Below are 20,727 nucleotides of genomic sequence, written 5' to 3' on the forward strand. Positions count from 1 at the left end.
CGCGCCATGTGCGGACGCTTCGCACAGCACCTCTCCTGGAAAGCGCTCCAACGCCTCGCCGATTTGATCGGCCAGCCGCGTAGTGACATGATGCGTTGCGCTGAAGCAGAGTTATCAATCGTAGCGGATTCGGTTATAAAATATGGAAGCGAACTCGGCGCTAGATCCCGAAGCGTTTGACGGAGTTGCAAAATTCTCCCTGCAGGGCGGCCCACTTTACCGGCTGGGGCGGCGCTTAGGCCTCGTCCGCGGAGAATCGAACAGCTTTATGTTGGGGTTGACGATCGGGTTGACTGCATGGTCAGTCTTATTGGCGTTGGCGTTGTTGGAGGGTGTCGGCGGCAGCTTGTTTTCCCTCTCCACGATTGCTGAAAATGTTCGCTTGCTAGTGGTCATTCCACTGCTCTTCTTAGGCGAATCGTCGCTGGAGCCCCACTTCCGCGCCTTTGTCGTCACAACCGTGCGTTCGGGGGCAGTGCCCCACGATGCAATGCCGACTCTGGTAGCCGATATTGCACGCATCGACCGTTGGAAAGAAGCTTGGTTGCCGGAAGCGATATGCCTAATTGCCGCGGCAGCCCTATCGTTATTTGCGGTTCAGATGCACTTGCCGGGAAAAACGGCCGCACTCGACTCAACACGAACCTTGAGCGAACTCCCTTTAGCGGGACTATGGTACTGGACCATTTGCCTGCCGCTTTTTCGCTTCCTGGTGTTTCGTTGGCTGTGGCGAGTCGCCCTCTGGTGTTACTTCCTCTGGCGTTTGGCGAAACTGGATCTCCATCTCACGCCCATTCATCCTGATAGCGTTGCAGGGCTCGGCTATCTTGAAGTTGTGCAGACCCACTTTACCGTGCTCGTTCTCGCGATTTCAACGGTGGTTTCCGCTTCGTTCGCCGAGGAGATCTCATCAGGCGAAACGGTCTTCGAGGTGATCTATCCGGCGCTTGCCCTAACATTGATCCTGGAATTGATGCTGATATTTCTGCCTCCCTTCATCTTCATCTTCAAGCTCAGAGCCTGCCAGGAGAAGGGCTTAAGAGACTATACGGTGTTCGCCGCCCGTTACGTGAACGACTTTGAGAAGAAATGGCTGAGCGGCGGTCCTGCTCCGGCAGAACCCTTGCTCGGCATGCCTGATCTGCAAACCCTGGCTGATTTAGCGAGTAGCGTCGGGATCATACGAAATATGCGCTGGGCTCCAGTAAGCACGCGTCTGTCGATAGCAGTCGCGGCAGCGGGACTGTTGCCGATGATGCCTCTATTTCTTTTTAAGTATCCGATTGCTGAACTAGCCCAAAGGCTCTTCAACAAATTGGCGGGCCTGTGAACCATTTCAAGCAACCATAATTCGTCCGCGTAATTCTGTGATCACCGAACTCCGACGGCTCCTTTTTGGCGTCCAAGTTAAGGCGCGGGCGCGAGGCGTGTTCGAACCGAAGCACGAGAGAAGCATGTTCGAGATGAACGGCAGTTTGGCTATTCCATTGTGGGAACAGCGCTTCTGACGCTGCCCGAGATTTTGCGCCTCCGCGTGGCGTTCTCCACGCGGACTCCCTATTGTCAACGACCCCAAATTCAAGGATGCTTGCACCAGAAATCGGATCTGATCTGACGAATTGCAGTTCAAAAACGGCCTTTCGTTCGCCGGGAAGCTAGGGAGGAGAAACAATGAAGCCGATACTCGCCGCAGGCTTCGCCATTTTTGTAGCCAGCGCCGCGCAAGCTCAGACGCGGCTCTCCGCGTACGCGGACGAGAAGGGCTATATCGACGTGCAGAAACTGACCTGTGCGCAGCTTGCGGGAACCTTCCAGGAAGACGCCGACTTCCTTGGTGTTTGGTATAGCGGCTGGTACAACGGTTTGGCCAAGAAGCACGCTATTAACGTGCCGCGCGTTAAGGAAGGCATTCACGAGGTCATCGTTCACTGTAAGGCGAACCCGGATAAGAAAATCATCCAGGCGATTGATTTCGTCCTGAAGGCCGACAAAAACAAATAAACCCCTTCAGAAGGATCGTCGGCGTAGCATCTGAAACTGAAATTCATTTCATTGCAGATCTGCGCTTCGCCGAATGATCTCACCATCGCTCCCCTGCTGGTATCCAGCAGCGCGGCAAGAACACATGCGCGTTCATGTGATGAAACAATCGAGACTCTGGATTGCGAGAGAGAGGTAAGCGAGACTGCTACAAGTCCACCCTCTTTATCCTCCAGTCGACGGTGGGGATATGCGGCAGTTCTCGCCCGTCGTCGACGCCGATTTCATCCTTGATGATCGCTTCCAGCTTGCCGCTCATCGTCGTTATCAAATCAGCATTGGCCTTCCGGTCTGCGGCTAGGTTCTTGACCTCGCGCGGATCGGATTCAAGGTCGAAGAGTTCAACGTCATTCCAGTCAAAAAGCTCGTCGATTGTCTTGGGCTTATTGTGGTCCACGGGCGCGAAATAGCGCGAAAATTTATAGCGCCCGTCGAAGACGGTGCGCAGGCTACCGCGCTTCTTCATGTCCGGCCTGTATCCAGCTTTCAGGAGCTCGACGACGGGCCTTTTGCCGGCCATTTTTGCTTCTGCATTGATGCGATACACCTCATGGTCGTTCGTTCCAAGGCCGCTGTATGTGAAGAGCACGCTGTCACGGATGGAATGTGTCTCGGCGGCGCGCGGGTTCGATAGCGCTGGAGTCATATCTTTTCCAGGCAACTGGCGACCCGCATAGTCTCCACGCTTTCCAGCTTCGACGCCGGCCATCGACAGAAGCGTAGGCGCGAAGTCGATGTGGCTGGTCAGAGCCCTGCAATCCTGCCCACCTTTTACATCCGGATGCACGATGTAGAGCGGCAGATGGATGGCCTCTTCATATGCGAAAGGCCCCTTGCCTCGCAGGCCGTGCGCGCCGGCAGCTTCGCCGTGATCCGAGGTAAAGACAATGATCGTATTGTCCGACAGGCCGAGCGAGTCGAGCTCCTTCAAAACGACCTCGACTTGCATGTCGACGCTGCGAATGCAGTTGACGTAATAATCGGTAAAGCGGCGCCAGCGGTCTTGTTCCGGAGGAACGTGACCGAGCACGTAATTCCACACTTTTTGGAATTCGCCATGCGCCTTAGGGCGGCCTGGCGCATCGAGCGGCTCCGACAAGCTTTCCGGCAGCGGAACGTGCCAACTCGCCTGATAAAGAGGATGATTGGGCGCGCGTGCCGCGTGCATCATCAGGAATCCGCCATCCTGAACGGATTGTCCGGGCGCGTCCGTGTTGAAATACATCACGTCGTGGGGATTAACGAGACCAACCGTTAAAGCCCAGGGCTTTCCATCATCGGAGAGCGGTTGTCCATGCCGTCGTAGCCAAGTAACCGCGCTGCCCGCGATGAGATGATCGAAGTGGTAGCCGCCGAGCGTGTGTCCGATAATGTCACCTGGACCAAAGAAATCCGAGAACCCGTATTCATCCATCTCGCGCGTAAAGAGGCGATCGGCTTCCTCGGCGTCGATCTTTCGGCTGAGGTGCCATTTGCCTTTATAGGCCGTATAATAGCCTGCCTTTCGCAACATGTGTCCGAAGGTGGGAATTTTCGGAGAAAGGCTGCCGACATAGGGCGCATCGGTATTTTCGAACATGCCGTTGTCTGGCGTCGTAAGCCCGGTCATCATGACGCTTCGCGAAGATGTGCACATGGTCGCCGGACAATAATGCTTTTTAAAGGTGACGCCTCGTCTTTGTAGCGCCTCATGTGCAGGCAGAGAGAGACCGCTGGGCCATTTCGGGCAATAGCGCTCTTGATCCGTGAAGATGAAAAGAATGTTCGGCCGCTTGGAACGCAGACGTTGAACCGCCGGCCCCGACACTTTTTGCTTTTGAGCCGCATCTGCCGAGCCCGCGAAGGCCGGCATCAATGTCGCAGTAAGCATGGTCGTAGCGGAAGAAAGCACATCGCGCCTGGTGGGCATTGTAGGCTCCGTCATATCCGCAAGTGTGGGCCCACTTTTCTGTGAGAGCCATCCACTCGTAAAGGCTGGAAAGTCGTTCTTACCTTCGGGCGACATAGCGAGAATTTCCCCGCAGGTGATCTTGATCGTGTCGATCTTTACGTGCGCTTCCGACAGCGAAGGCGCTAGCGCGCCTCACAGCGCCAGCGCAAATATCAGCTTCTGCATTAGACTTTCCTCCTCGATGCGTCCCGCATCGCCTCATTTTGCCGTCTGGACCCGATCCGGCAAATACCAGAATGGCCGATTCACCTCTACGGCCGGCCGGCCGTCTTCGCCCGGCATCTTGCCATCCCGAATCAGCGCGGTGAGGTCGGCGCGTACAGTCGCGTCCGACAGGAAATAGCTGTGGCCGATCCAGCCGCCGCCCTGCACCGAGATGAAGTCGGCGACGCCGGCGACATGCGGCGCGATTTTGATCTCGCTCGGGTCGGAGCGCGCATCGAGGAGGCCCAGCCGCAGTTGGCTACCGAACAGCATTTTTGACAGACCCAGCGCACGATCGCCGGCCGAGGAGTAGACCGTGTAATGCATGTCGCCGGTTTTGAAGACGACGCTGCGCTGCGGCGCGCGCCCGAACTGCATGTCCGGGTCGGACGGCACGGCCATCAATCGCGCAAAAGCCACATCGATGTCCATGTCGGGCGCCGCGAGAATGATATTGGCGACCTTGAATCGCGTCGATAGGGATTGCTGCGTGACATAGGCCTCGATGGCGAGATGCTGGAGCGCGGTCGTGAGCACATCCGTGCCGCGGCTATGCGCGACGAAATGCAGCCGCCGCACGCCCGGCGTGTCGGCGATGATGCGGATGGCCTTGCGGATGTCGGTGATGGAAAATTCGCCGGACTCGCGGTCCACATTATAGCCCATAAGGATGCCGCCCGAGCCGCCCGCCGGCCAGGTCAACGCGACGCAAGTGAAGTCCTGCGGGCCGAGATCCCCGCAGATCTGCGCGGCGGATTTCACGGCGTCCTCGAAACTGTTGTTATAGCCGTGAACGAAGACGACGACCTCCTTGCGAAGGGTCTGCGCGACGCGCGTCCGCAGCGCCGACTGCAACTCGGCGACCGAACGCTCATGCGCGGCGACGGTGTCGGATTTGCGCCTGACGCCGCCGGCGACCTTCTCCAGCGGATAGGGCGTCGCGGGAAAGCGGCCGATCTCGCCGGGCGGCGCGACGACAGCGCTCGCGGCCTCGGAACTGCTCACCTCCACTGCGCCATAGGCGAGATTGTACGAGCGCTCCGCGCCATAGGAGAGGCTGCCGTCCTCACGGGCGGCGCGCGCACGGTCGGTCACGTAGAATACGTCGAGCGGGCGGCTATGCCCCTGCCCACCGGCGTCGCCGCCCGTGGACATGCAGCCCGCAAGGGCGAACGCGGCGGCCAGCGGAGCGCCGAAACGATTTAAACTCATGAATTTTTCCGATGGTCAGGAGGGATCCCGACGGTTGCACATCGCAGGCGAAGCGCGAAGGGGCGATCCCGGGGTCGGCCGCAAAAAGTCGCGTCGCGAGCCATGTCGAGCCAAATCTGTCTCCGAGAAAAGCGTGGGCGACTGGCTTCTAATCATGCCTAAACCGTTCTCCACGTCAAAAATAGGGAAAATACCAGCGTTCTCCCAGGTCTCTCTCTGAAATCGGAGCCAGGTCAATCCGCCACGGCTTCTTCGCGCCTGCGCCCCTGGCCTGCTCGTCCTCCAGCTCCGCCGGCTTGCCTCTTTGAGGTTCTTTGTCACCCTGTCGGTCTTGCCCGCGCCGCCAGGACAGCAGGCGGCTAACCCGGCTCAGTGGCAAGGGGTCACGCCCGCCAGGAGCGAGTAAGCGGAGCCAAATCCTTGTCGCGGGAGGAAGGCCACGGGTTGGCCGAGTTTTTGACCAAACATGCCGATCTCAAGACCAGGGATGGGCATCGGCGCGTGGTGCGCCACGGTCGCCTGCCCGAGCGAGAGATCATGACCGGCATTGGCCTCCTCGCCGTGCGGAAGCCGCGCGTGCGGGACCGGGAGACTGGCGCCGGCCGAGCGTATAAGCGTCGTATTATGTTATACATTCTACTTGATGAGGACCGAGCCTATGTTCAGCGCAGGGCCGATGCGGGAAGGCTCGGCGCACGATTGGTCGCTATGACGCGCCAGAGATTAAGGAACTCATTGCCCGCGTGAACGAAAAGTATTAACTGGCGTCGGGCGCGACCTCCTTCCTTGCCGGCTGTATGCGATATCCTGCCCCCTCGCCTCTCTCGCGAGAGCGCGCTTTCCGCGCCGCTCTCAAAAGCCGGGACTTCGAGGTTCGAGGCCTCTTCTCAACTTCTACATCGCGGCGCGTCGACGCGGGCAGAACCGACAGCGAACCGAGGAGACAGTCCATGCGCGTCATGGTTCTCGTGAAAGCCACGCTGGAAAGCGAGTCCGGCCTCCTGCCGTCGACCGAGCTCCTGGAGGCGATGACAAAGTTCAACGAGGAGCTGGTCAACGCCGGCGTCATGCTCGCCGGCGAGGGCCTGCAGCCCTCCTCAAGCGGTAAGCGGGTGGCGTTCAATGGCGCCGAGCGAACCGTCTATGACGGCCCGTTCGAAGAGACGACCGAGCTGGTCGCCGGCTATTGGGTCTGGGAGGTGAGGGATATGGCCGAAGCGGTCGAATGGGTGAAGCGATGCCCCAATCCCATGCCCGGCCCGAGCGAGATCGAAATACGCCCGCTCTATGAAGCGGCCGACTTTGGCGATGCATTGACTCCCGAGATTTCTGAGGCGGAAGACCGGATCCGCAAAAGACTGTCGGACGTTTAGCGACCGGCCCTACAGTCGACGCCCCTTCGCGCGATCGACGCGCGGCGCTGAATTCCTCACTCGGAACCATTGGCTTGTCGAGGGGCTATTCTCGGCAGCCACGATTCTCATCAAGGGATTGAGCAATGCGAAATCTGCTTTTTGCGTCGAGCGCCTTCTTTGTTGACCCTCGCGCCAGCGCTGGCCGATCGTCCGCTTACCGAAGAGGAGAGAATGAAACTGCAGTCGGTTATGACGGCTCAAGGCTGCACAGGCGGCGAGATGGAGTTCGATGACGGAGGCTACGAAGTCGACGACGCTCGGTGCAGCGACGACAAGATGTACGATCTGAAATTCGACGCAGGTTTCAATTTGATAAAAAAAGTGCTGGAGTGCTGATTCCGGCCGGAGCGCCCCGCTCGCGCAGCTCGCAAAAACGAAATCGGCGCCGCCTATGTCCTACAGCGCGGCGCCGTCGAACTCACAAGTCGCCGTGGTTGACTGTCGCTTCAGTTCGTATTCTGCGCATATCGAACAGGTCGAAGCGACTGCATTCGAGCGAGAGGGCGCGACGACTTGGTTAAACCGCTCGTATCGTGAAGAAATCCTGCACGAGCAGGCATTTCAAAGCGCTTTGCGACATGACGCGATGGGACGATCGATTGTAATTCTTCTCGAAGAGAGCTAATTGTGGCGCTCGCGCCTAACGCCGGGCCCATTGCGTCGTCTGAATTATTGAGAGTCTTTCCTCATGCATTTCCAGATCACAATCGAATGTAGCACGGCGGCGCTTGGCGGAGATTCAGTCTCGCGAAGTCAGGAGCTCGCCAACATTCTGATCGCCGTCGCCGCGGACCTATTGGACCAAGGCTTAGCGCCCGGCGACAAACTGCCTCTGAGTGACCGCAACGGTCACTCTGTCGGAATAGCCCAACTGAACGAGCGCCCCCGCATGCGCGCTGCGAGCGCGCCCCTAACGCGGGATGCTGGGGCGAAGCTGATCGTCTGCGACAGGCGGCCGAGCGCGCCCTTGTGAACGCGCCTCAGTCGAATTTGACAGGTCCTGACCCTAGGCTTTCCTGACGAATTCCGTACGCAGCACGAGCCCTTTCACCTTCTCGGCGCGGCAATCGATCTCGGCGGGATCATCGGTGAGACGGATGTTTTTGATCAGGGTCCCGCGCTTCAAGACGACGGATGAGCCCTTGACCTTCAGATCCTTTATCAAGGTCACGGAATCGCCGTCCTTGAGCGCTGCGCCATTGCTGTCTTTCACCACTACCGTCATCAAACCCTCGCGCGTTCCCTAGCGGATAATGCGCATCGTTATATTCACCGCGTGGCCGGTTTGTATATCCAGGCGCTTGCAGGAGATGAAGCCTTAGCTTCACCCGCTTGCCGATCTGATGGATCAGCCGCCTTGGCGATCCTATTCGCCAGCGCGTCCCAAAATGCGGCGCGACCGTCATCGCCATTACGCCGAAAGAGATCGGCCTGGCGCTTGAACGCCTCGCGCATCGATGCAACCTCTCCTGCCTTCGCCTCGCCTGCAAACGTTCGAATTGCTTCGAAAGTCCCGCCGTCGAGCTGGTCTGTCTGCTTTTTCATAAAGATTTCCGCCTGCTGGAATCCCGTCAAAAGCGCCCTCCGAGCGCATGACGCCATGGCCGAGAATCGCGCAAACCGCTTGGGCGTGGAAATGCGCGAGCACACACAACAAGTCTACGCAGAGTCGCTGCGCGCAATGGCGTCGAGGCGAAAGCGCCTCTTCATTCAGCCAGCATTCAGTGGCTCGATGGGAATGAATCGCAAGGGGCAGAAGGAGATCAGCATGTTGCGCAAACTGTCTCTCGTTACGACTTTGGCCGCCTCCTTGACGCTTTCGACTGCCGCTGTGGCCTGGGATGGTCATGGCGGCGGCTGGGGCGGCGGCGGTCATCATGGCGGCTGGGGCGGCGGTTGGGGCCGCGGCGGCGGATGGGGTCACGGCGGCGGCTGGGGAGGCGGCTGGGGCCGCGGCGGAGGATGGGGCGGCGGTTGGGGCCGCCGAGGATGGGGCGGCTATGGCGGCTATGGCGGCGGCTACGGGGCCTGCTGGCGGTGGTATGGGCAGTGGATGTGGGTCTGCTGAGGATCTCGGCGAACGTCGCTCCGGCCTTCGTCTCAAACGGCGAAGGCCGGCGCCTTATCTGAACAGGTTTGGCTGAACAGTCCTCGCGCGGCGTCCGCCATGCTGAAGCGCGATCAACTTTTAGCCCTATTGATCAACTCTGCTCGGTTGATCCGCCCCCGGGAGGAACTCTGATGAAATCGTTTGCATGCGTTGCGCTTGTCGCAGCGGCCACACTTTCCCTTGCCGGCTGTTACACGCCCCAGGAGCGCGCGCTCGGCGGCGCCGCTATTGGCGGGCTTGGCGGCGCCGGTATCGGCGCACTCGCCTCTGGCGGAAGAGCCGGTGGAACTCTCGCCGGCGCCGCGATCGGCGCTGCGGGCGGCGCCGCGGCAGGCGCGCTGACTGCGCCTCCGCCGCCTCCGCCGCCGTATTACTATTGAGTTCGCGTTCCGACAAAAGCGCGCGCCCGAGACCTGCAGCTGCGCATCATTAAGGGAGGCGGGTCTTTCGGGCGTTAGCGGCATGCCGCTGTGTATCGATCCAGGCCCCGCCTCCATCAGACAGCCGGCGAGACTGAGCATCAATCCGTTGTGCTGGCGGATCGCCCGCGAACCTTCCGACTTTGATTTCCAAGAGGCCGAGGCGGCAAGGCCGCGTCGCGCAGCCAAAGCGCTGTGCGTAAAAATTTCCTCCCCGGCGCGTCCGAAAAGCCTGAGATGTGTTTCGGCGATGAACTCGCGCGAGGCGTTTGCGACGAAGACCTTTTCATCGTGCATGCGCTTGAGTTGAACGCCGGCGTTGCTGGCCGGCGACATGCGAGGGCCGGGACCGGGACGCCAAAGGACTTGTTTTATTGTATTCCTTTGCTTCCGTCGACGGTCGGTCAGAATTGCGCGAATCGATTTGTGCGTGCGATAACGCTGGCGCGCGTCAGGCGACGCTCGATTGAAAGAAGCTCATGGCAAATTCCCGCAATGCGGAATCTCCGCTCCCACTGAGGCTGGCCAGATTCTTCCTGGGGCTGCTGAACGCCCTCCTGCTCGTCGCGCTGGCGCTCGTCCTGCTGCCGCTCGTCACGCATTACTTCAAACATGCGAATTCATACTGGTGGATTGAGCAGGTCGAGATCTTTGACGCGCGGATGATCCGCTGGGTCAAATCGATAATCCCGACCAACTTCAAGGGCCATGAGCTGGCGCGTTGGTTCATCGTCGCCGGGATTCTGGCTGCGCGCATGTGGGTCGACAATCTGCGCCGCAAGGTCTCGGCCGCCATCTACCGCACCGCGCTGCAGCGTGATTTCGAGGCTCTGAAATCCGCAGCCCCCGCGGGGGCCGACGAACGGGTGCTCGCGCCGGTCAAGGAAAAGATGAAGACGATGGACGCGCGCAACGCCAAGAGCCGCGCCGAGTTGCTCAAGGTCATGGCGGAAGCCAAGCGCCAGTTGGAATCGATGGGGCGCGACCTCGCTTTCCTCGCCATCGACGTGGTTGACTCGACCAAGATGAAACTCGGCGAGGATAAAACATTCATTGAGCATGATTTCTATGAATACAAAAATCTGGTCGACAGCAAACTCCGCGCCAACGGGTCGCTGAAAGCGGCGTGGACGCCGGACGGCGTCATGGCCTGTTTTCCCACGATCGACGCAGCGCTGAAGGCCGCCAAGGAAGTGATCAGCGGCCTCGAGGCGTTCAATGCGAATGTGAAAATGATCAAGTCGGATTTCACGGTGCGCTGCGGCGTCAACGCCGGCCACGTCTATTACGACGAGCAGACGCCGATGGAGGAAATGAGCGATCGCGTCATCGATATCGCCGGCCATATGCAGAAATATGCGCTGCCCGGCACGATCGCTTGCGCCAAGCAGATCATCGAGCCGGTGCAGCAGCGCGGCGGCTTCTGCGACGCAGGCAAGGTGGTCGACGGCTATGAGGTATACCAGTGGACCCCGGCGGAGTGTCTGCAGGAGGGCCGCACAGCTTCGTGAGGCTCGCGGTCGGCAAGAGAGGCGGTTCGTCTACGGGTAGATGCGTGTTTTTGCGAGTGGGGCCATCCGTGGCTGGGCTTCAATGACATGGGCGTTTTTGGTGAGATCCATCGCTCTGGCGTCGATCTCAATGACGGCCGCCGCCGCTGAGGAAGCGTCGACGCGCATGCAGGTGACGGGGAAAGCTCCGGTCGCTACGCTGTCGGCGAGGCCGACGATGATCAATCCAGGTCAATCGGCGACTCTCGCATTTTCCGCGGCGCACGCCGACTTCTGCAAGGGTTCGAGCCGCCCGCACGATCCCCGCTTCGTGGTCCGCGGCGTCTCGGGCGCTATCCCTGTGCGCCCGACGCGAACGACGACCTACACGATCAGATGCAAGAGCGGCCCGGCGTCCACGTCGCATCGCGCCATGGTGACGGTGACTCCGGACCACATCGTCCTTTCCGAGACATTCGACGGCGCGGTTCCTCACGCCCCCGAAACCCGGATTGAAGACGGCGCGATTCTCGCCCCCAATTGGAAGTCCGTCTATCACGGCTTTGGTCTGAATTCGGTCGCCAGCCAGTTCGACGGCCGCTCGCTCTCCATACGGCCCAAGGAGTCGATTTCCGCGAACGAGACCCACGCCGGTCTGATCAACGGCCCGCATCCGTCATGGCCCGTTGACCTTCGCGGCAATTTTACGATCGAAGCGGCGCTTCACACCGAGCAGCAGCTTCGGCGGCAACCTGCGCCAAATCCATGGGAGGTGGCCTGGCTCTTGTGGGACTACGCCGACAACACGCATTTCTATTATCTCATCCCCAAGCCGAATGGCTGGGAACTCGGCAAAGCGGACCCCGCTTACCCCGGCGCTCAGCGCTTCCTGGCGTCGGGACATCAACCAACCTTCCCGATCGGACATCGCTACGTCGTCAAGATTGTTCAGTCCGCCTCCCCGAGCGCCACGACCCTTACCGCGTATGTCGACGGCGTTCTGCTAACCACCTTCACTGACCGGGAGAGGCCCTACGCCAGCGGGCTCGTCGGATTCTATTCCGAAGACGCCGCCGTCTATTTCCATTCGGTCGTGGTCACGATGCCGCGCAGCGGAAGCATCGCAAAGTAGATCTGCAGACCCGGACGCGCGTCGCGTCAGAAAGTGATGGCGATCGTTCCGTTGAGGCCGCCTTGGCGGCGACTCTCGCCGAAGGGGAACAGATAGCCGATCTGGAGCGTAAGGATTCCGTCGAAGGCTCGATAGAAATCTCCGCCCAGCCATGTGCGGGCGACAACCGCCGGACCCGCCCCGAAGGCGAACCGGCGGGTGTCCGCGCTGTCATATGTCGCCATTCCCATCGCCGCGGCGCCGAGCACCACGCGGGCGTCGGCGTTCCAATAGGAATAGCCGAGCAGACCGACCGCGTTTTGCAGATAGCGGCGCTCGCCGGCCCTGTAGGTGCCGTAGGTCGCGAAGCTCGTCAGCGGCTGCCACGTCGTCTCATAGGGGTAGCTCAGGTCCGTTGGTTCGATCGCCCCAGCGGCTCCCGCGCTGGAGGTGCTCGAATAGGCGAAGCCGCCATAGCCATAGCCCCATGACAGGGCCAGCTGATTGAAAGGCGCGTTGCGCGTGAAATAGTGCTGCCATTCCGCGCTGACCGAAAAATTGACGCCGTCCAGCGGACGAAGGCGCAGGCCGAGGCGCGAATAGCTCTCGGTGAAGCGTGTCTGATCCTGGGACCAGAAACCGCCGATCAGAGTTTCGAGACCGAATACGTAAGGCAGGTGCCGACCATCGAACCGCATGACCGTTTCGAAGCTCGGCTGCATCTGATGCCCGCCCCAGCGTTTGCGACGATCGGCGATGCCGCTCATCACCACATTGGTGCGAACGCTCGCATCCGCCTCGACGATCTGCGTCTTGACCACCTCCCGATCACGCGCCGGTCGCGCGCTGAGCGAAGGATCGTCCGACCAGCGGTCGATCGCCTCCCGAAAGAACTGCGACTCTTTCGAACGATCGACATAGACGCTCGCGTAGCCCGCGCTCAGCAGCACTTCGCCTTTCGGATCGAGCGCAAGGCTATGCTCGTAGGCGTCGACCGCGGACGCATATTCCTTTTGACGCGCGTAAAAATAGCCGAGCGTCGCCCATCCGGGCGCATAGCCGGGGTGGCTCTGTGTGAAGTTGACGAGTTCGGCGCGCGCCTGCGTCAGGTCTCCCTGCTTTTCATAAGCAAGGGATTTTGCGGTCGCGATTTCGTGCTCCACCGCGATCTTTTGCGCCGGCGGCAGACCGCCGCGTTCGAGCGCCGTCACGAAGTCCGCATAGGCGCCGTCGGCGTCGCCGAGCGTCTTACGAAGATAGGCTCTCTGAGCATAGGCCTGGCCCGAGGCCTTGCCGCGCGCGATCAGCGCGTTCGACTTCCTCAGCGCCTCGTCTGTGCGGCCTAGCCCCGCAAGCGCGGCGATCGTCACACGAAAAACGGCTTCATTGGCGCCCGGGAACGCTTCGGCCGCCTGTGCGTAGCGCAAGGCGTTCGCCCAATCCTGCGCCGCCGCCGCCTTGAACGCCTTTTCGGCGACGAGCGTGTAGCGCGCTTCGTTGAGCGCTCGCGCGACATTGAGCTTCTGATCGGCCGGCAGGCCATATTTCAACGCGTGCTCGAAGTCTGCGGCGGCGCCGCTGACATCGCCGGACTGACGGCGCATGAAGCCGCGCTGGGCGAGAACCGCAGCGCTTTGCGGGACAGACGCAAGATAGCGGTTGGCTTCCGCAAGCGCCTCAGGCTTGCGTCCCTGGCGAAGCAGCGCGGTCAGCAGGAGGAGAACGGGCTCTTCCGCCTCGGGATCGAGACTACGCGCCTCTTGCGCCGCGCGGACAGCCGCGTCCGGCCGCCCGAGTTTGAGCGCGTCGTATCCGTCATTGAGCGCCTGCTGCATGGGCGTCTGCTGCGCGCCCCCGCCGGCCTGCGAGGCGCCCGGCTGATTTGCCCGCTGCGCCTCGGCGATCGCGAGTTTCAACCTCTTCTCTTGCGCGGGCTCGACGCCCGGCTTGGCGAGCGCCGCCTCGAAGTCCGCAATGGCGCCGCGCAGGTCGCCGCTTGCGCGCCGGCTGTAGCCGCGCTGCGCGAGCAATGTCGAACTCGGCGAATGGTCCTTGATGAACGAATCGGCTTCGCGAACCGCTTCTTGCGCGCGACGGGAGCCGCTCAACGCGGCCATCAGCGCAAGCAGCGGCGCTTCATCGTTTGGATATTTGACGCGAAGCTCGCGCGCCGCCTTCGCCGCACGCGCGTAATCGCGCTTCTTGATCGCCTTGTAGACCTCGGCGAGTTCGGCCTGCACAATGCTGTCCTGCTCGGCCTTGTTCGCTTCCGCGAGCGCGTCGCGCAGCCGTTGCGTTTCGCCTGTCAACGGCGGAGAGATTTCCTGCCATTGGGGCGGAGTAAAACCAGGCCAGTTGGTCGCGATGGCCGACATGCAAAGGGGCCCGATCGGGCCCCTTTGCATGTCGGCGGCGAAATAATTCTTTGGCTACGTCGGCGAGATTTCGCCGGTATCGGGATCGATGGTCTGCTCTGCGGTGGGCTGCGGCTGCTTGTGACGCCGGGCCCTCGATTGCTTGAGCCGATAGCTCTCGCCGTTCATCTCGAGAATGTGGACGTGATGGGTGAGGCGGTCGAGCAGCGCGCCGGTGAGACGCTGATTACCAAAGACGCTCGTCCATTCGTCGAACGGCAGATTGGACGTGACGATCGTCGATCCGAGTTCGTGGCGCTGGCTGAACACTTCGAAAAGTAGTTCGGCGCCGGTCTGCGACAGTGGCACATAGCCGAGTTCGTCGACGATGAGCAGCTTGACGGCGGCGAGTTGCGCCTGGAGCCTGAGCAGACGCTTTTCGTCGCGCGCCTCCATCAGTTGATGAACGAGCCCGGCGGCTGTCGTGAAGGCGACGGAAAGGCCCCGTTGACAGGCGGCGAGGCCGAGCGCCAGGCAGACATGCGTCTTGCCCGTGCCGCTGTTGCCGAGGGCGATGATGTTGTCGCGGGCGACGATATATTCGCAACGGGCGAGTTCGAGAACGAGCGGTTTGTTGAGCGATGGGATGGCGGCGAAGTCGAATGTGTCGAAGCTTTTCACCGCCGGGAGGCGCGCGGCGCGGATACGCCGCTCGACCATGCGTCGTTCGCGGTCGATGAGTTCGAGTTCGACGAGGCGTAAAAGGTATCGGACGTGATCCTGACCTTCGCGCGCCGCCTCGGCGGCGACCTTCTCGTATTCCCGCAGGATCGTCGGCAATTTGAGCTGCCGCAGATGATGGCCGAGCAAAACCCGCGGCGGCGCAGGGATATCGGCAGAGGCGGACGTGGTCATGCCGCCTCCCTGGAAACGAGCGCGAGATAATCGGCGGGCGATGTCGTCTTGACGTTCAGTGACGGCAAGTAGGGATAGGCGGAAAGATCGAGACGCGCGGGCCTGTTCTCAGTTCTTGCGATGACGAGTTGTTTGACTGCGTCGAAACCGATGGCGCCCAGCCTTATGGCGTCGAGCGCCGCGCCGATGACGACGGCTTCGGGAAACACTTCCGTCAGTCGCAGCACCTGAATGAACTCGCGCTTGCCGCGCTTGCCCATGCGCGTTTCCAGAAGTCGGCGCAGATGCGCGAGCGTCTCGGGCAACGTCCAGCCCTGCAAGGGCGCCGCTTGATCCAGCGCGCCAGGCTTTTGCTCGAGCAACGCTAGATAGTGACGCGGCTCAAAAATAAAATCGTCGCGGGCGTAGCTGCGCGCATGACGGGCGATCAGGGCGCCGTCGCAGAAAATGGCGACCTCGTCGACGAAGCCTTTCGCCAGCACGTCGCGAAAGCCATACTTTGTGGGAACCGAATAATCGTTCGTGCGATAGCGGACGAGCGACAGGGACGAGACCTTTGTCGCGACCTTGTGGCAAGCCTCGAACGGCGCGGCGGGAAGTTCTCGAAAGGCGGCCATGTCGGCGACGAGCCTCTCGCCGATCGTCTGCTGATGCCGGCCGGCGCGCTCGTTCTGGCGAGCGCGGCAGCGCTCCGCGAGCCTGGCGTTGAGTGCTTCGATGGACGGCGCATGCGGAACGGGCGTCAGAAAATTGGCCCGCGAATATTTTACCAGCCCTTCTACTTTCCCCTTGTCATTGCCTTTGCCGGGACGCCCGAAGCGGTCGTCGAACAAAAAATGACTGACGAGTTCGGTAAAGGCCTGCGTGCGCCGCCGTTCGCCGCCGCCCAGTATCTTCGCCACGGCGATCTTGAGATTGTCGTAGAGGATCGACAGCGGAACGCCGCCAAAGAACGCGAAGGCCGAGACGTGGCCGTCGAGAAAAGCTTCCGTCGTCTCCGCCGCATAGGCCTTGATAAAGCAGGCGTCCGACTGCGGCAGGTCGAAGCAGAACACAGGCAGCTTCATCCGCACGCCGCCAATGACGCCGACGCATTCGCCAAAATCGACCTGCGCATGACCCGGCGGATGCGCGAGCGGCACGAATACCTCGCGCGAGCGCGTGCGCGCCAGCCGCACATAATCCTTCACCACGGTGTAGCCGCCGGCGAAGCCGTGCTCATCCCGCAGCCGTTCGAAAATCCGCTTCGCTGTATGCCGCTGCTTCGGCGGCGCCATCTTGTCGGTGTCCAGGATGGCGTCGATCGCCGGAAGCAACGGCCCCAGCTTCGGCCGCTCCGGAGCCTTGGTGCGCACGTAACCCGGCGGCGCCGAATAGCGGCACATCTTCGCCACCGTGTCCCGGCTCAGTCCGAACACGCGCGCCGCCTCACGCCGGCTCTTGCCCTCAATGAAAACAAAGCGTCGAACCGCCGCGTAAATCTCCACCGCAAACATCCCCGGCCGCCCTCCCGAATCAATGTTCGGGAAGTCAGCCTAAAACTGGCCGGGTTTTACGCCGCCACGCGGCCGCAATATGCGCCGCTCAATGGCCGATTATTGCGCCGCCGCGTACACGCCGGCCGCGTCAAATTCCAGATAGGCCTTTTCACGCACCCATTTGACGTCGTCTCCGGACACGATGCGATGCTCGATGTCGTAAGGCTCGCCGCGCAGGGCCGCCTGCCATTGCGCATCGACATAGTCCCGGTCGTCGGGATGCACCATCGAGAGAAAAATGTCGTAGCTCAGCGGCGTTCCTTTGGGCACGCCGAAGATGCGATAATTCTCGTCCGACCAGGTCAGCACGTTCTGGCGGACGTCGAGACGCCACCAGCCGATCTTTCCGACCTCCTGCGCGCGGTCAAGGTCGTTGCGGCTTTGCTGCAGCGCCTCCTCGGCCTGCTTGCGCTCGGTGACGTCCTCGACCAGCGTGATGAGCCACCGCGGCGACCCGTCAGCGTGACGAATAAGCGAGACGCTTTTGCGGACCCAGATGTCTTCGCCGGTTTTGCGCACATAGCGGTTTTCGATGACGAAGCCGGGTATTTCGCCGACGGCCATCCGTTTGACCAAGGCCTCATTGGCCGGCCAGTCGTCAGGATGGATCAGTTCCGAACCCTTGTGAGCGCGAAGTTCTTCGAGCGAGTAACCCGTCAGGGCGCAATAGGCGGGGTTGGCGTCCAAGAACTGATAGTCCGGTCCGTTCATCGCGAAACCGATCGAAGCGTTGGCGAATGACGCGCGAAAGCGCTCCTCGCTGTCACGCACTCCCGCCTCGGCCTCATGTCGCGAGGTGACGTCGGCATGGGTGCCGATGGCGCGTAGCGGCTTCCCTTGAGCGTCCCGCTCCACCACTTGGCCCCGGTCGAGGATCCACCGCCAGGAGCCGTCTTTGTGCCGCAAGCGGTGCTCGCATTCGTAGAATTCAGTTCTCCCCTCCAGGTGCGCGGAAACTCTCGCCGCAACCGCCTCCCTCTCGTCCGGATGAATAAGCGTCTCCCAGGCTCGGAGATGCGGCTCGATCTCGCTGCGCTCGTAGCCCAGCATTGACGCCCAGCGGCCGCCGAATTGGACGCGGCCGCTGGGCACGTCCCAGTCCCAGAACCCCAGCTGGCCAGCTTCGAGCGCCAGTGCAAGCTGCTGCTGGCTGTCCCGCAGAGCCAGTTCAGCTTGCTTGCGCTCCGTGATGTCGATGCCTTCGACGAGTAGAAACTCGATTTCTCCCCACTCGTCGCGCAGTGCGGTCACGGTGTTGAGCGCATAGCGCTGCGCGCCGTCGCGCGTCTCGTAAGCCCCTTCGCCGTGTGACGGGCTGGGTCGCGCCCGCGCCTCGTCGAACTGCGCCTGCAAACGTGCGCGCGCATCCGGAACGTTTCGCCACCACGGAGCGTCGAGCAGCGGCCTGCCTACAATCTCCTCCCGAGGAACGCCCGTGCCGTGAATGACAGATTCGCTGACTTCGATTACGCGTCCATCGGCGCTCAACAAAGCGCTGTACTGATACTGCTGGTTGAAGATGGCGCGAAAGCGCCGTTCGCTCGCGCGCAGCGCCGCCTCGGCCTGCTTGCGCTCCGTGATGTCCAGCACGAAGGCCACGCCATTGAACCGCGCCTCATCGAGCATGGCGCCGGCGACAATAACCGGCACGCGCGAACCGTTCCTATGGAAGAATTGCTTCTCGAACGGTGAAGCGTTGAAGCCGGTGGCCTTCACTTCTCGAATGGCGGCTTCATCGAGATGCAGGAGTTCCGGCGGCGTCAGTTCGAGCCAGTTGATGCGTCCTTCCTGGAGGTCAGCGCGCGTATAGCCGACCATCTCCAAAAACCTGTCGTTGGCGTCGGTGACCGCGCCAGCCACATTCCAATAGATGACGCCCAACAGGCCGGAGTCGTAAAAGCGACGCATGCGCTGCTCATTGTCGCGCAACGCCGCCTCCGCCGCCTTGCGTTCAGTGATGTCGCGCACGAACGCGCGCATGCCGACGATCCGGCCCTGGTCGTCGGTAACGACCCAGGTGCGCAAGCTTATTGGAAAGACGCGTCCATCCTTGCGGATATATTCCTTCTCATATTCGGCGGATTCGCCGCGCGGAAGAATGTGCTCCCGCACGATCGCAGCTTCCATCTCGCGCCAGACTTCCGGCGTCAGCTCCTGGTAGGTGAGACGCTTCAGCTCTTCGAGCGTGTAGCCGAGCATCTCCTGATATGCGGGATTCGCCTCGATGATGCGTCCGCTCATGTCGACGGTGACGATTCCGTCGCGGCTCGATTCAAAGAGCGTGCGAAAGCGCTGTTCGCTCAAGCGTAATTCATCGAGCCGCTCCTTGCCTTCCGTCACGTCGACCGTCACGGCGACGGCGCCAAGGACCCCACCATCGGGGGAAACGATCGGCGCGCTCGATGCTTCCAGGCGCCATCGGCGTCCACTCGGCAATTCGACTTCCATCTCGATCGGTTGGACGGCGCGACCTTCACGCGACGCCACCTGCAAAGGGAGTTCCGACTCCGTCAGTTCGCGTCCATCCTTGAGATAGCGAATCCGACGTCCCGCGGCGCCCGGGTCGGGAGCCGATGCGGACGCATTGTCCGAGGCGTCAATCTCGAACTGCGTGAAGAGTTCCTTGTTGCCGGTGATGAAGGCGCAGCTTGGATCGGTGGAATAACTGAGACCAACGGGCGCGGCGTTCATCACCGCTTCCAGCCTTTGCCGCGCTTCGCTGAGTTCGCGTTGAGCGGCTATCCGGTCATGAAAATCGATGATGGCGCCGCTGTGGCCGATACATGCGCCTTGCGCATCATAGCGCGGCGCGCCGACCGCCAGCGCCCAGCGGAACTGGCCATCCGCCTGCCGAAGCCTTACGATGACCTGAAACGAACGCTCCGACCGCCGCGCGCGCGCCAGCTGGGTCCTCGCTTGTTCCTGATCGTCCTGGTGGACGGCTTCGAGCCATCCCTCGCCAAGCGCACGTTCGGGTTTTTGACCCGTAATCCCTCGCCACTGCGGGTCGATGGAGGCGCAACGCCCGTCACAATCTGTCGACCAATTTACAACCCAAAATCTGTCCGTGTTTGAAAAATTCATTTGCTATCCAGTAGACATTGGCCGCGGCCGGCGCGTTCGACCGGGCGGGCTCGCGATCGTTGGGCTGTCCAGGTCGGATATTGGGTCGAAAGGATCGATGCCGCCGCAGCGCTCGAACACGAGCTTCGAGCGCTTCCCGCTCTCTGTCCGAGCTTTCCTTAGCTGTCTGCGCCGACACGCCAAGTCGCATCGCTCCCTGGAATTCTGGCCGATGAGCCCCAGACCGATCGCGCCTCTCGAACTACTACGCTGGCGTGTGTGCGGAATCCAGCTAAGCCACGACGATGTCTAAGCCCGAGCTGAAGCTTCGGCTTTGGGAAGTCCTTTGCAGCGGCGCGCGCTGAGGCAAATAAAACAAGCGCAAAAAAGCCCCTGCGAACTGCGTAGGCGGGGGGAGATATTCTAAGCGAACCGGTCTACCTGCGGCGTTAGGCCGCTCGGGCGATCAGTCTTCCCGATGGGCAGCGATGATTTCTTCCAAAATATCGATATCGGCGGGCTTGACGAGATGACGGTCGAAGCCGGCCTCGCGGGTGCGCTTTTTGTCGACGTCCTGCCCCCAGCCGGTAAGCGCGATAAGCTGCGCCTGCCGACCGGCCGGCTCGCTGCGAATGCGGCGTGCGGTTTCGTAGCCGTTCATATCGGGCATGCCGAGGTCCAGGAAGACGATCGTTGGCTGAAATTCCGCCACAAGAGAAGCGCCCACGGCTCCCGTATAAGCCGTCTTCACGTCGCATCCCAGCAAGTCGAGCAGCATCGCCAGGCTATCGGCGACATCCCTGTCGTCATCGATGACGACCACGCGCGGCGCCGACTGAGCGGCAAAGGGACGGCCATTCTGTTCGACGGCATCCGTTTGCGAGATCCGCTCTCTCATGACCAAT

General features: G+C 61.3%; 18 protein-coding genes and 1 pseudogene. 10 read left to right on the forward strand and 9 right to left on the reverse strand.

From position 1 onward, the window contains the following. Positions 1–142 precede the first annotated feature (142 nt). On the forward strand, positions 143–1,330 hold the full coding sequence (locus tag AC0X69_RS08580; RefSeq protein ID WP_482613030.1) for a hypothetical protein: 1,188 nt from the start codon (positions 143–145) through the stop codon (positions 1,328–1,330). A gap of 341 nt (positions 1,331–1,671) precedes the next feature. Further along, positions 1,672–2,001, forward strand: coding sequence for an HdeA/HdeB family chaperone (locus AC0X69_RS08585; protein WP_482613031.1), 330 nt, complete (start codon positions 1,672–1,674; stop codon positions 1,999–2,001). Positions 2,002–2,188: 187 nt separating this feature from the next. Here the strand turns inward: AC0X69_RS08585 and AC0X69_RS08590 are convergent, their stop codons facing one another. Both AC0X69_RS08590 and AC0X69_RS08595 read right to left on the reverse strand, forming a co-directional pair. Then, complete coding sequence (locus AC0X69_RS08590) at positions 2,189–3,949, reverse strand: sulfatase family protein (protein ID WP_482613032.1); 1,761 nt, start codon at positions 3,947–3,949, stop codon at positions 2,189–2,191. Between the two features lie 240 nt (positions 3,950–4,189). Then, entirely contained in the window at positions 4,190–5,407 is a 1,218-nt protein-coding gene (locus tag AC0X69_RS08595) for an alpha/beta hydrolase (RefSeq protein WP_482613033.1), read from the reverse strand. A 447-nt stretch (positions 5,408–5,854) separates the two neighbouring features. Here AC0X69_RS08595 and AC0X69_RS08600 point away from each other — a divergent pair. The 4 genes and pseudogenes from AC0X69_RS08600 to AC0X69_RS08615 all read left to right on the forward strand — a co-directional run. Next, positions 5,855–6,007, forward strand: a pseudogene (locus AC0X69_RS08600) (IS256 family transposase); the annotation flags it as partial. A gap of 350 nt (positions 6,008–6,357) precedes the next feature. Next, positions 6,358–6,780, forward strand: a complete 423-nt coding sequence (locus AC0X69_RS08605) for a YciI family protein (RefSeq protein ID WP_482613034.1) — start codon at positions 6,358–6,360, stop codon at positions 6,778–6,780. A 162-nt stretch (positions 6,781–6,942) separates the two neighbouring features. After that, positions 6,943–7,158 carry a PepSY domain-containing protein gene (locus AC0X69_RS08610; protein WP_482613335.1) on the forward strand — a complete coding sequence of 72 codons (216 nt, stop codon included), beginning with the start codon at positions 6,943–6,945 and terminating at the stop codon, positions 7,156–7,158. Positions 7,159–7,213: 55 nt separating this feature from the next. Next, positions 7,214–7,447, forward strand: a complete 234-nt coding sequence (locus tag AC0X69_RS08615; protein ID WP_482613035.1) for a hypothetical protein — start codon at positions 7,214–7,216, stop codon at positions 7,445–7,447. Positions 7,448–7,828: 381 nt separating this feature from the next. On the opposite strand, the gene AC0X69_RS08620 is transcribed toward AC0X69_RS08615, so the two are convergent. Together AC0X69_RS08620 and AC0X69_RS08625 are read right to left on the reverse strand one after the other, a co-directional pair. Beyond that, positions 7,829–8,047 (reverse strand): alkylphosphonate utilization protein, encoded by a 219-nt coding sequence (locus AC0X69_RS08620; protein ID WP_482613036.1) that lies wholly within the window; start codon positions 8,045–8,047, stop codon positions 7,829–7,831. A 44-nt stretch (positions 8,048–8,091) separates the two neighbouring features. After that, positions 8,092–8,367 (reverse strand): hypothetical protein, encoded by a 276-nt coding sequence (locus AC0X69_RS08625; RefSeq protein WP_482613037.1) that lies wholly within the window; start codon positions 8,365–8,367, stop codon positions 8,092–8,094. Positions 8,368–8,590: 223 nt separating this feature from the next. On the opposite strand from AC0X69_RS08625, the gene AC0X69_RS08630 reads away from it, so the two are divergent. The 4 genes from AC0X69_RS08630 to AC0X69_RS08645 all read left to right on the forward strand — a co-directional run bounded on the left by AC0X69_RS08630 (position 8,591) and on the right by AC0X69_RS08645 (position 11,973). Beyond that, positions 8,591–8,890, forward strand: coding sequence for a hypothetical protein (locus AC0X69_RS08630; protein WP_482613038.1), 300 nt, complete (start codon positions 8,591–8,593; stop codon positions 8,888–8,890). Between the two features lie 173 nt (positions 8,891–9,063). After that, a complete protein-coding gene (locus AC0X69_RS08635; protein ID WP_482613039.1) occupies positions 9,064–9,312 on the forward strand; it encodes a YMGG-like glycine zipper-containing protein in 249 nt (82 codons plus the stop codon). A gap of 518 nt (positions 9,313–9,830) precedes the next feature. Then, a complete protein-coding gene (locus AC0X69_RS08640; protein ID WP_482613040.1) occupies positions 9,831–10,862 on the forward strand; it encodes an adenylate/guanylate cyclase domain-containing protein in 1,032 nt (343 codons plus the stop codon). A 100-nt stretch (positions 10,863–10,962) separates the two neighbouring features. Beyond that, positions 10,963–11,973, forward strand: a complete 1,011-nt coding sequence (locus tag AC0X69_RS08645; RefSeq protein WP_482613041.1) for a hypothetical protein — start codon at positions 10,963–10,965, stop codon at positions 11,971–11,973. A 26-nt stretch (positions 11,974–11,999) separates the two neighbouring features. On the opposite strand, the gene AC0X69_RS08650 is transcribed toward AC0X69_RS08645, so the two are convergent. From AC0X69_RS08650 to AC0X69_RS08670, 5 genes are all read right to left on the reverse strand, one after another. Then, the gene (locus AC0X69_RS08650; RefSeq protein ID WP_482613042.1) at positions 12,000–14,261 is read right to left on the reverse strand and encodes a tetratricopeptide repeat protein; all 2,262 of its coding nucleotides are present in this window, start codon (positions 14,259–14,261) and stop codon (positions 12,000–12,002) included. Between the two features lie 120 nt (positions 14,262–14,381). Further along, a complete protein-coding gene (istB, locus tag AC0X69_RS08655; RefSeq protein WP_482613043.1) occupies positions 14,382–15,221 on the reverse strand; it encodes an IS21-like element helper ATPase IstB in 840 nt (279 codons plus the stop codon). Then, positions 15,218–16,717, reverse strand: coding sequence for an IS21 family transposase (istA, locus tag AC0X69_RS08660; protein ID WP_482613044.1), 1,500 nt, complete (start codon positions 16,715–16,717; stop codon positions 15,218–15,220). Before istA ends, istB begins: the two co-directional genes overlap by 4 nt. 99 nt (positions 16,718–16,816) lie before the next feature. Continuing rightward, positions 16,817–19,843: a PAS domain-containing protein gene (locus tag AC0X69_RS08665; RefSeq protein WP_482613045.1), complete on the reverse strand. Its 3,027-nt coding sequence runs from the start codon at positions 19,841–19,843 to the stop codon at positions 16,817–16,819. 445 nt (positions 19,844–20,288) lie between these two features. Next, the gene (locus tag AC0X69_RS08670; protein ID WP_482613046.1) at positions 20,289–20,720 is read right to left on the reverse strand and encodes a response regulator; all 432 of its coding nucleotides are present in this window, start codon (positions 20,718–20,720) and stop codon (positions 20,289–20,291) included. Positions 20,721–20,727: the final 7 nt, after the last annotated feature.

This window comes from Methylocystis sp. Uni0008, from assembly GCF_056838045.1.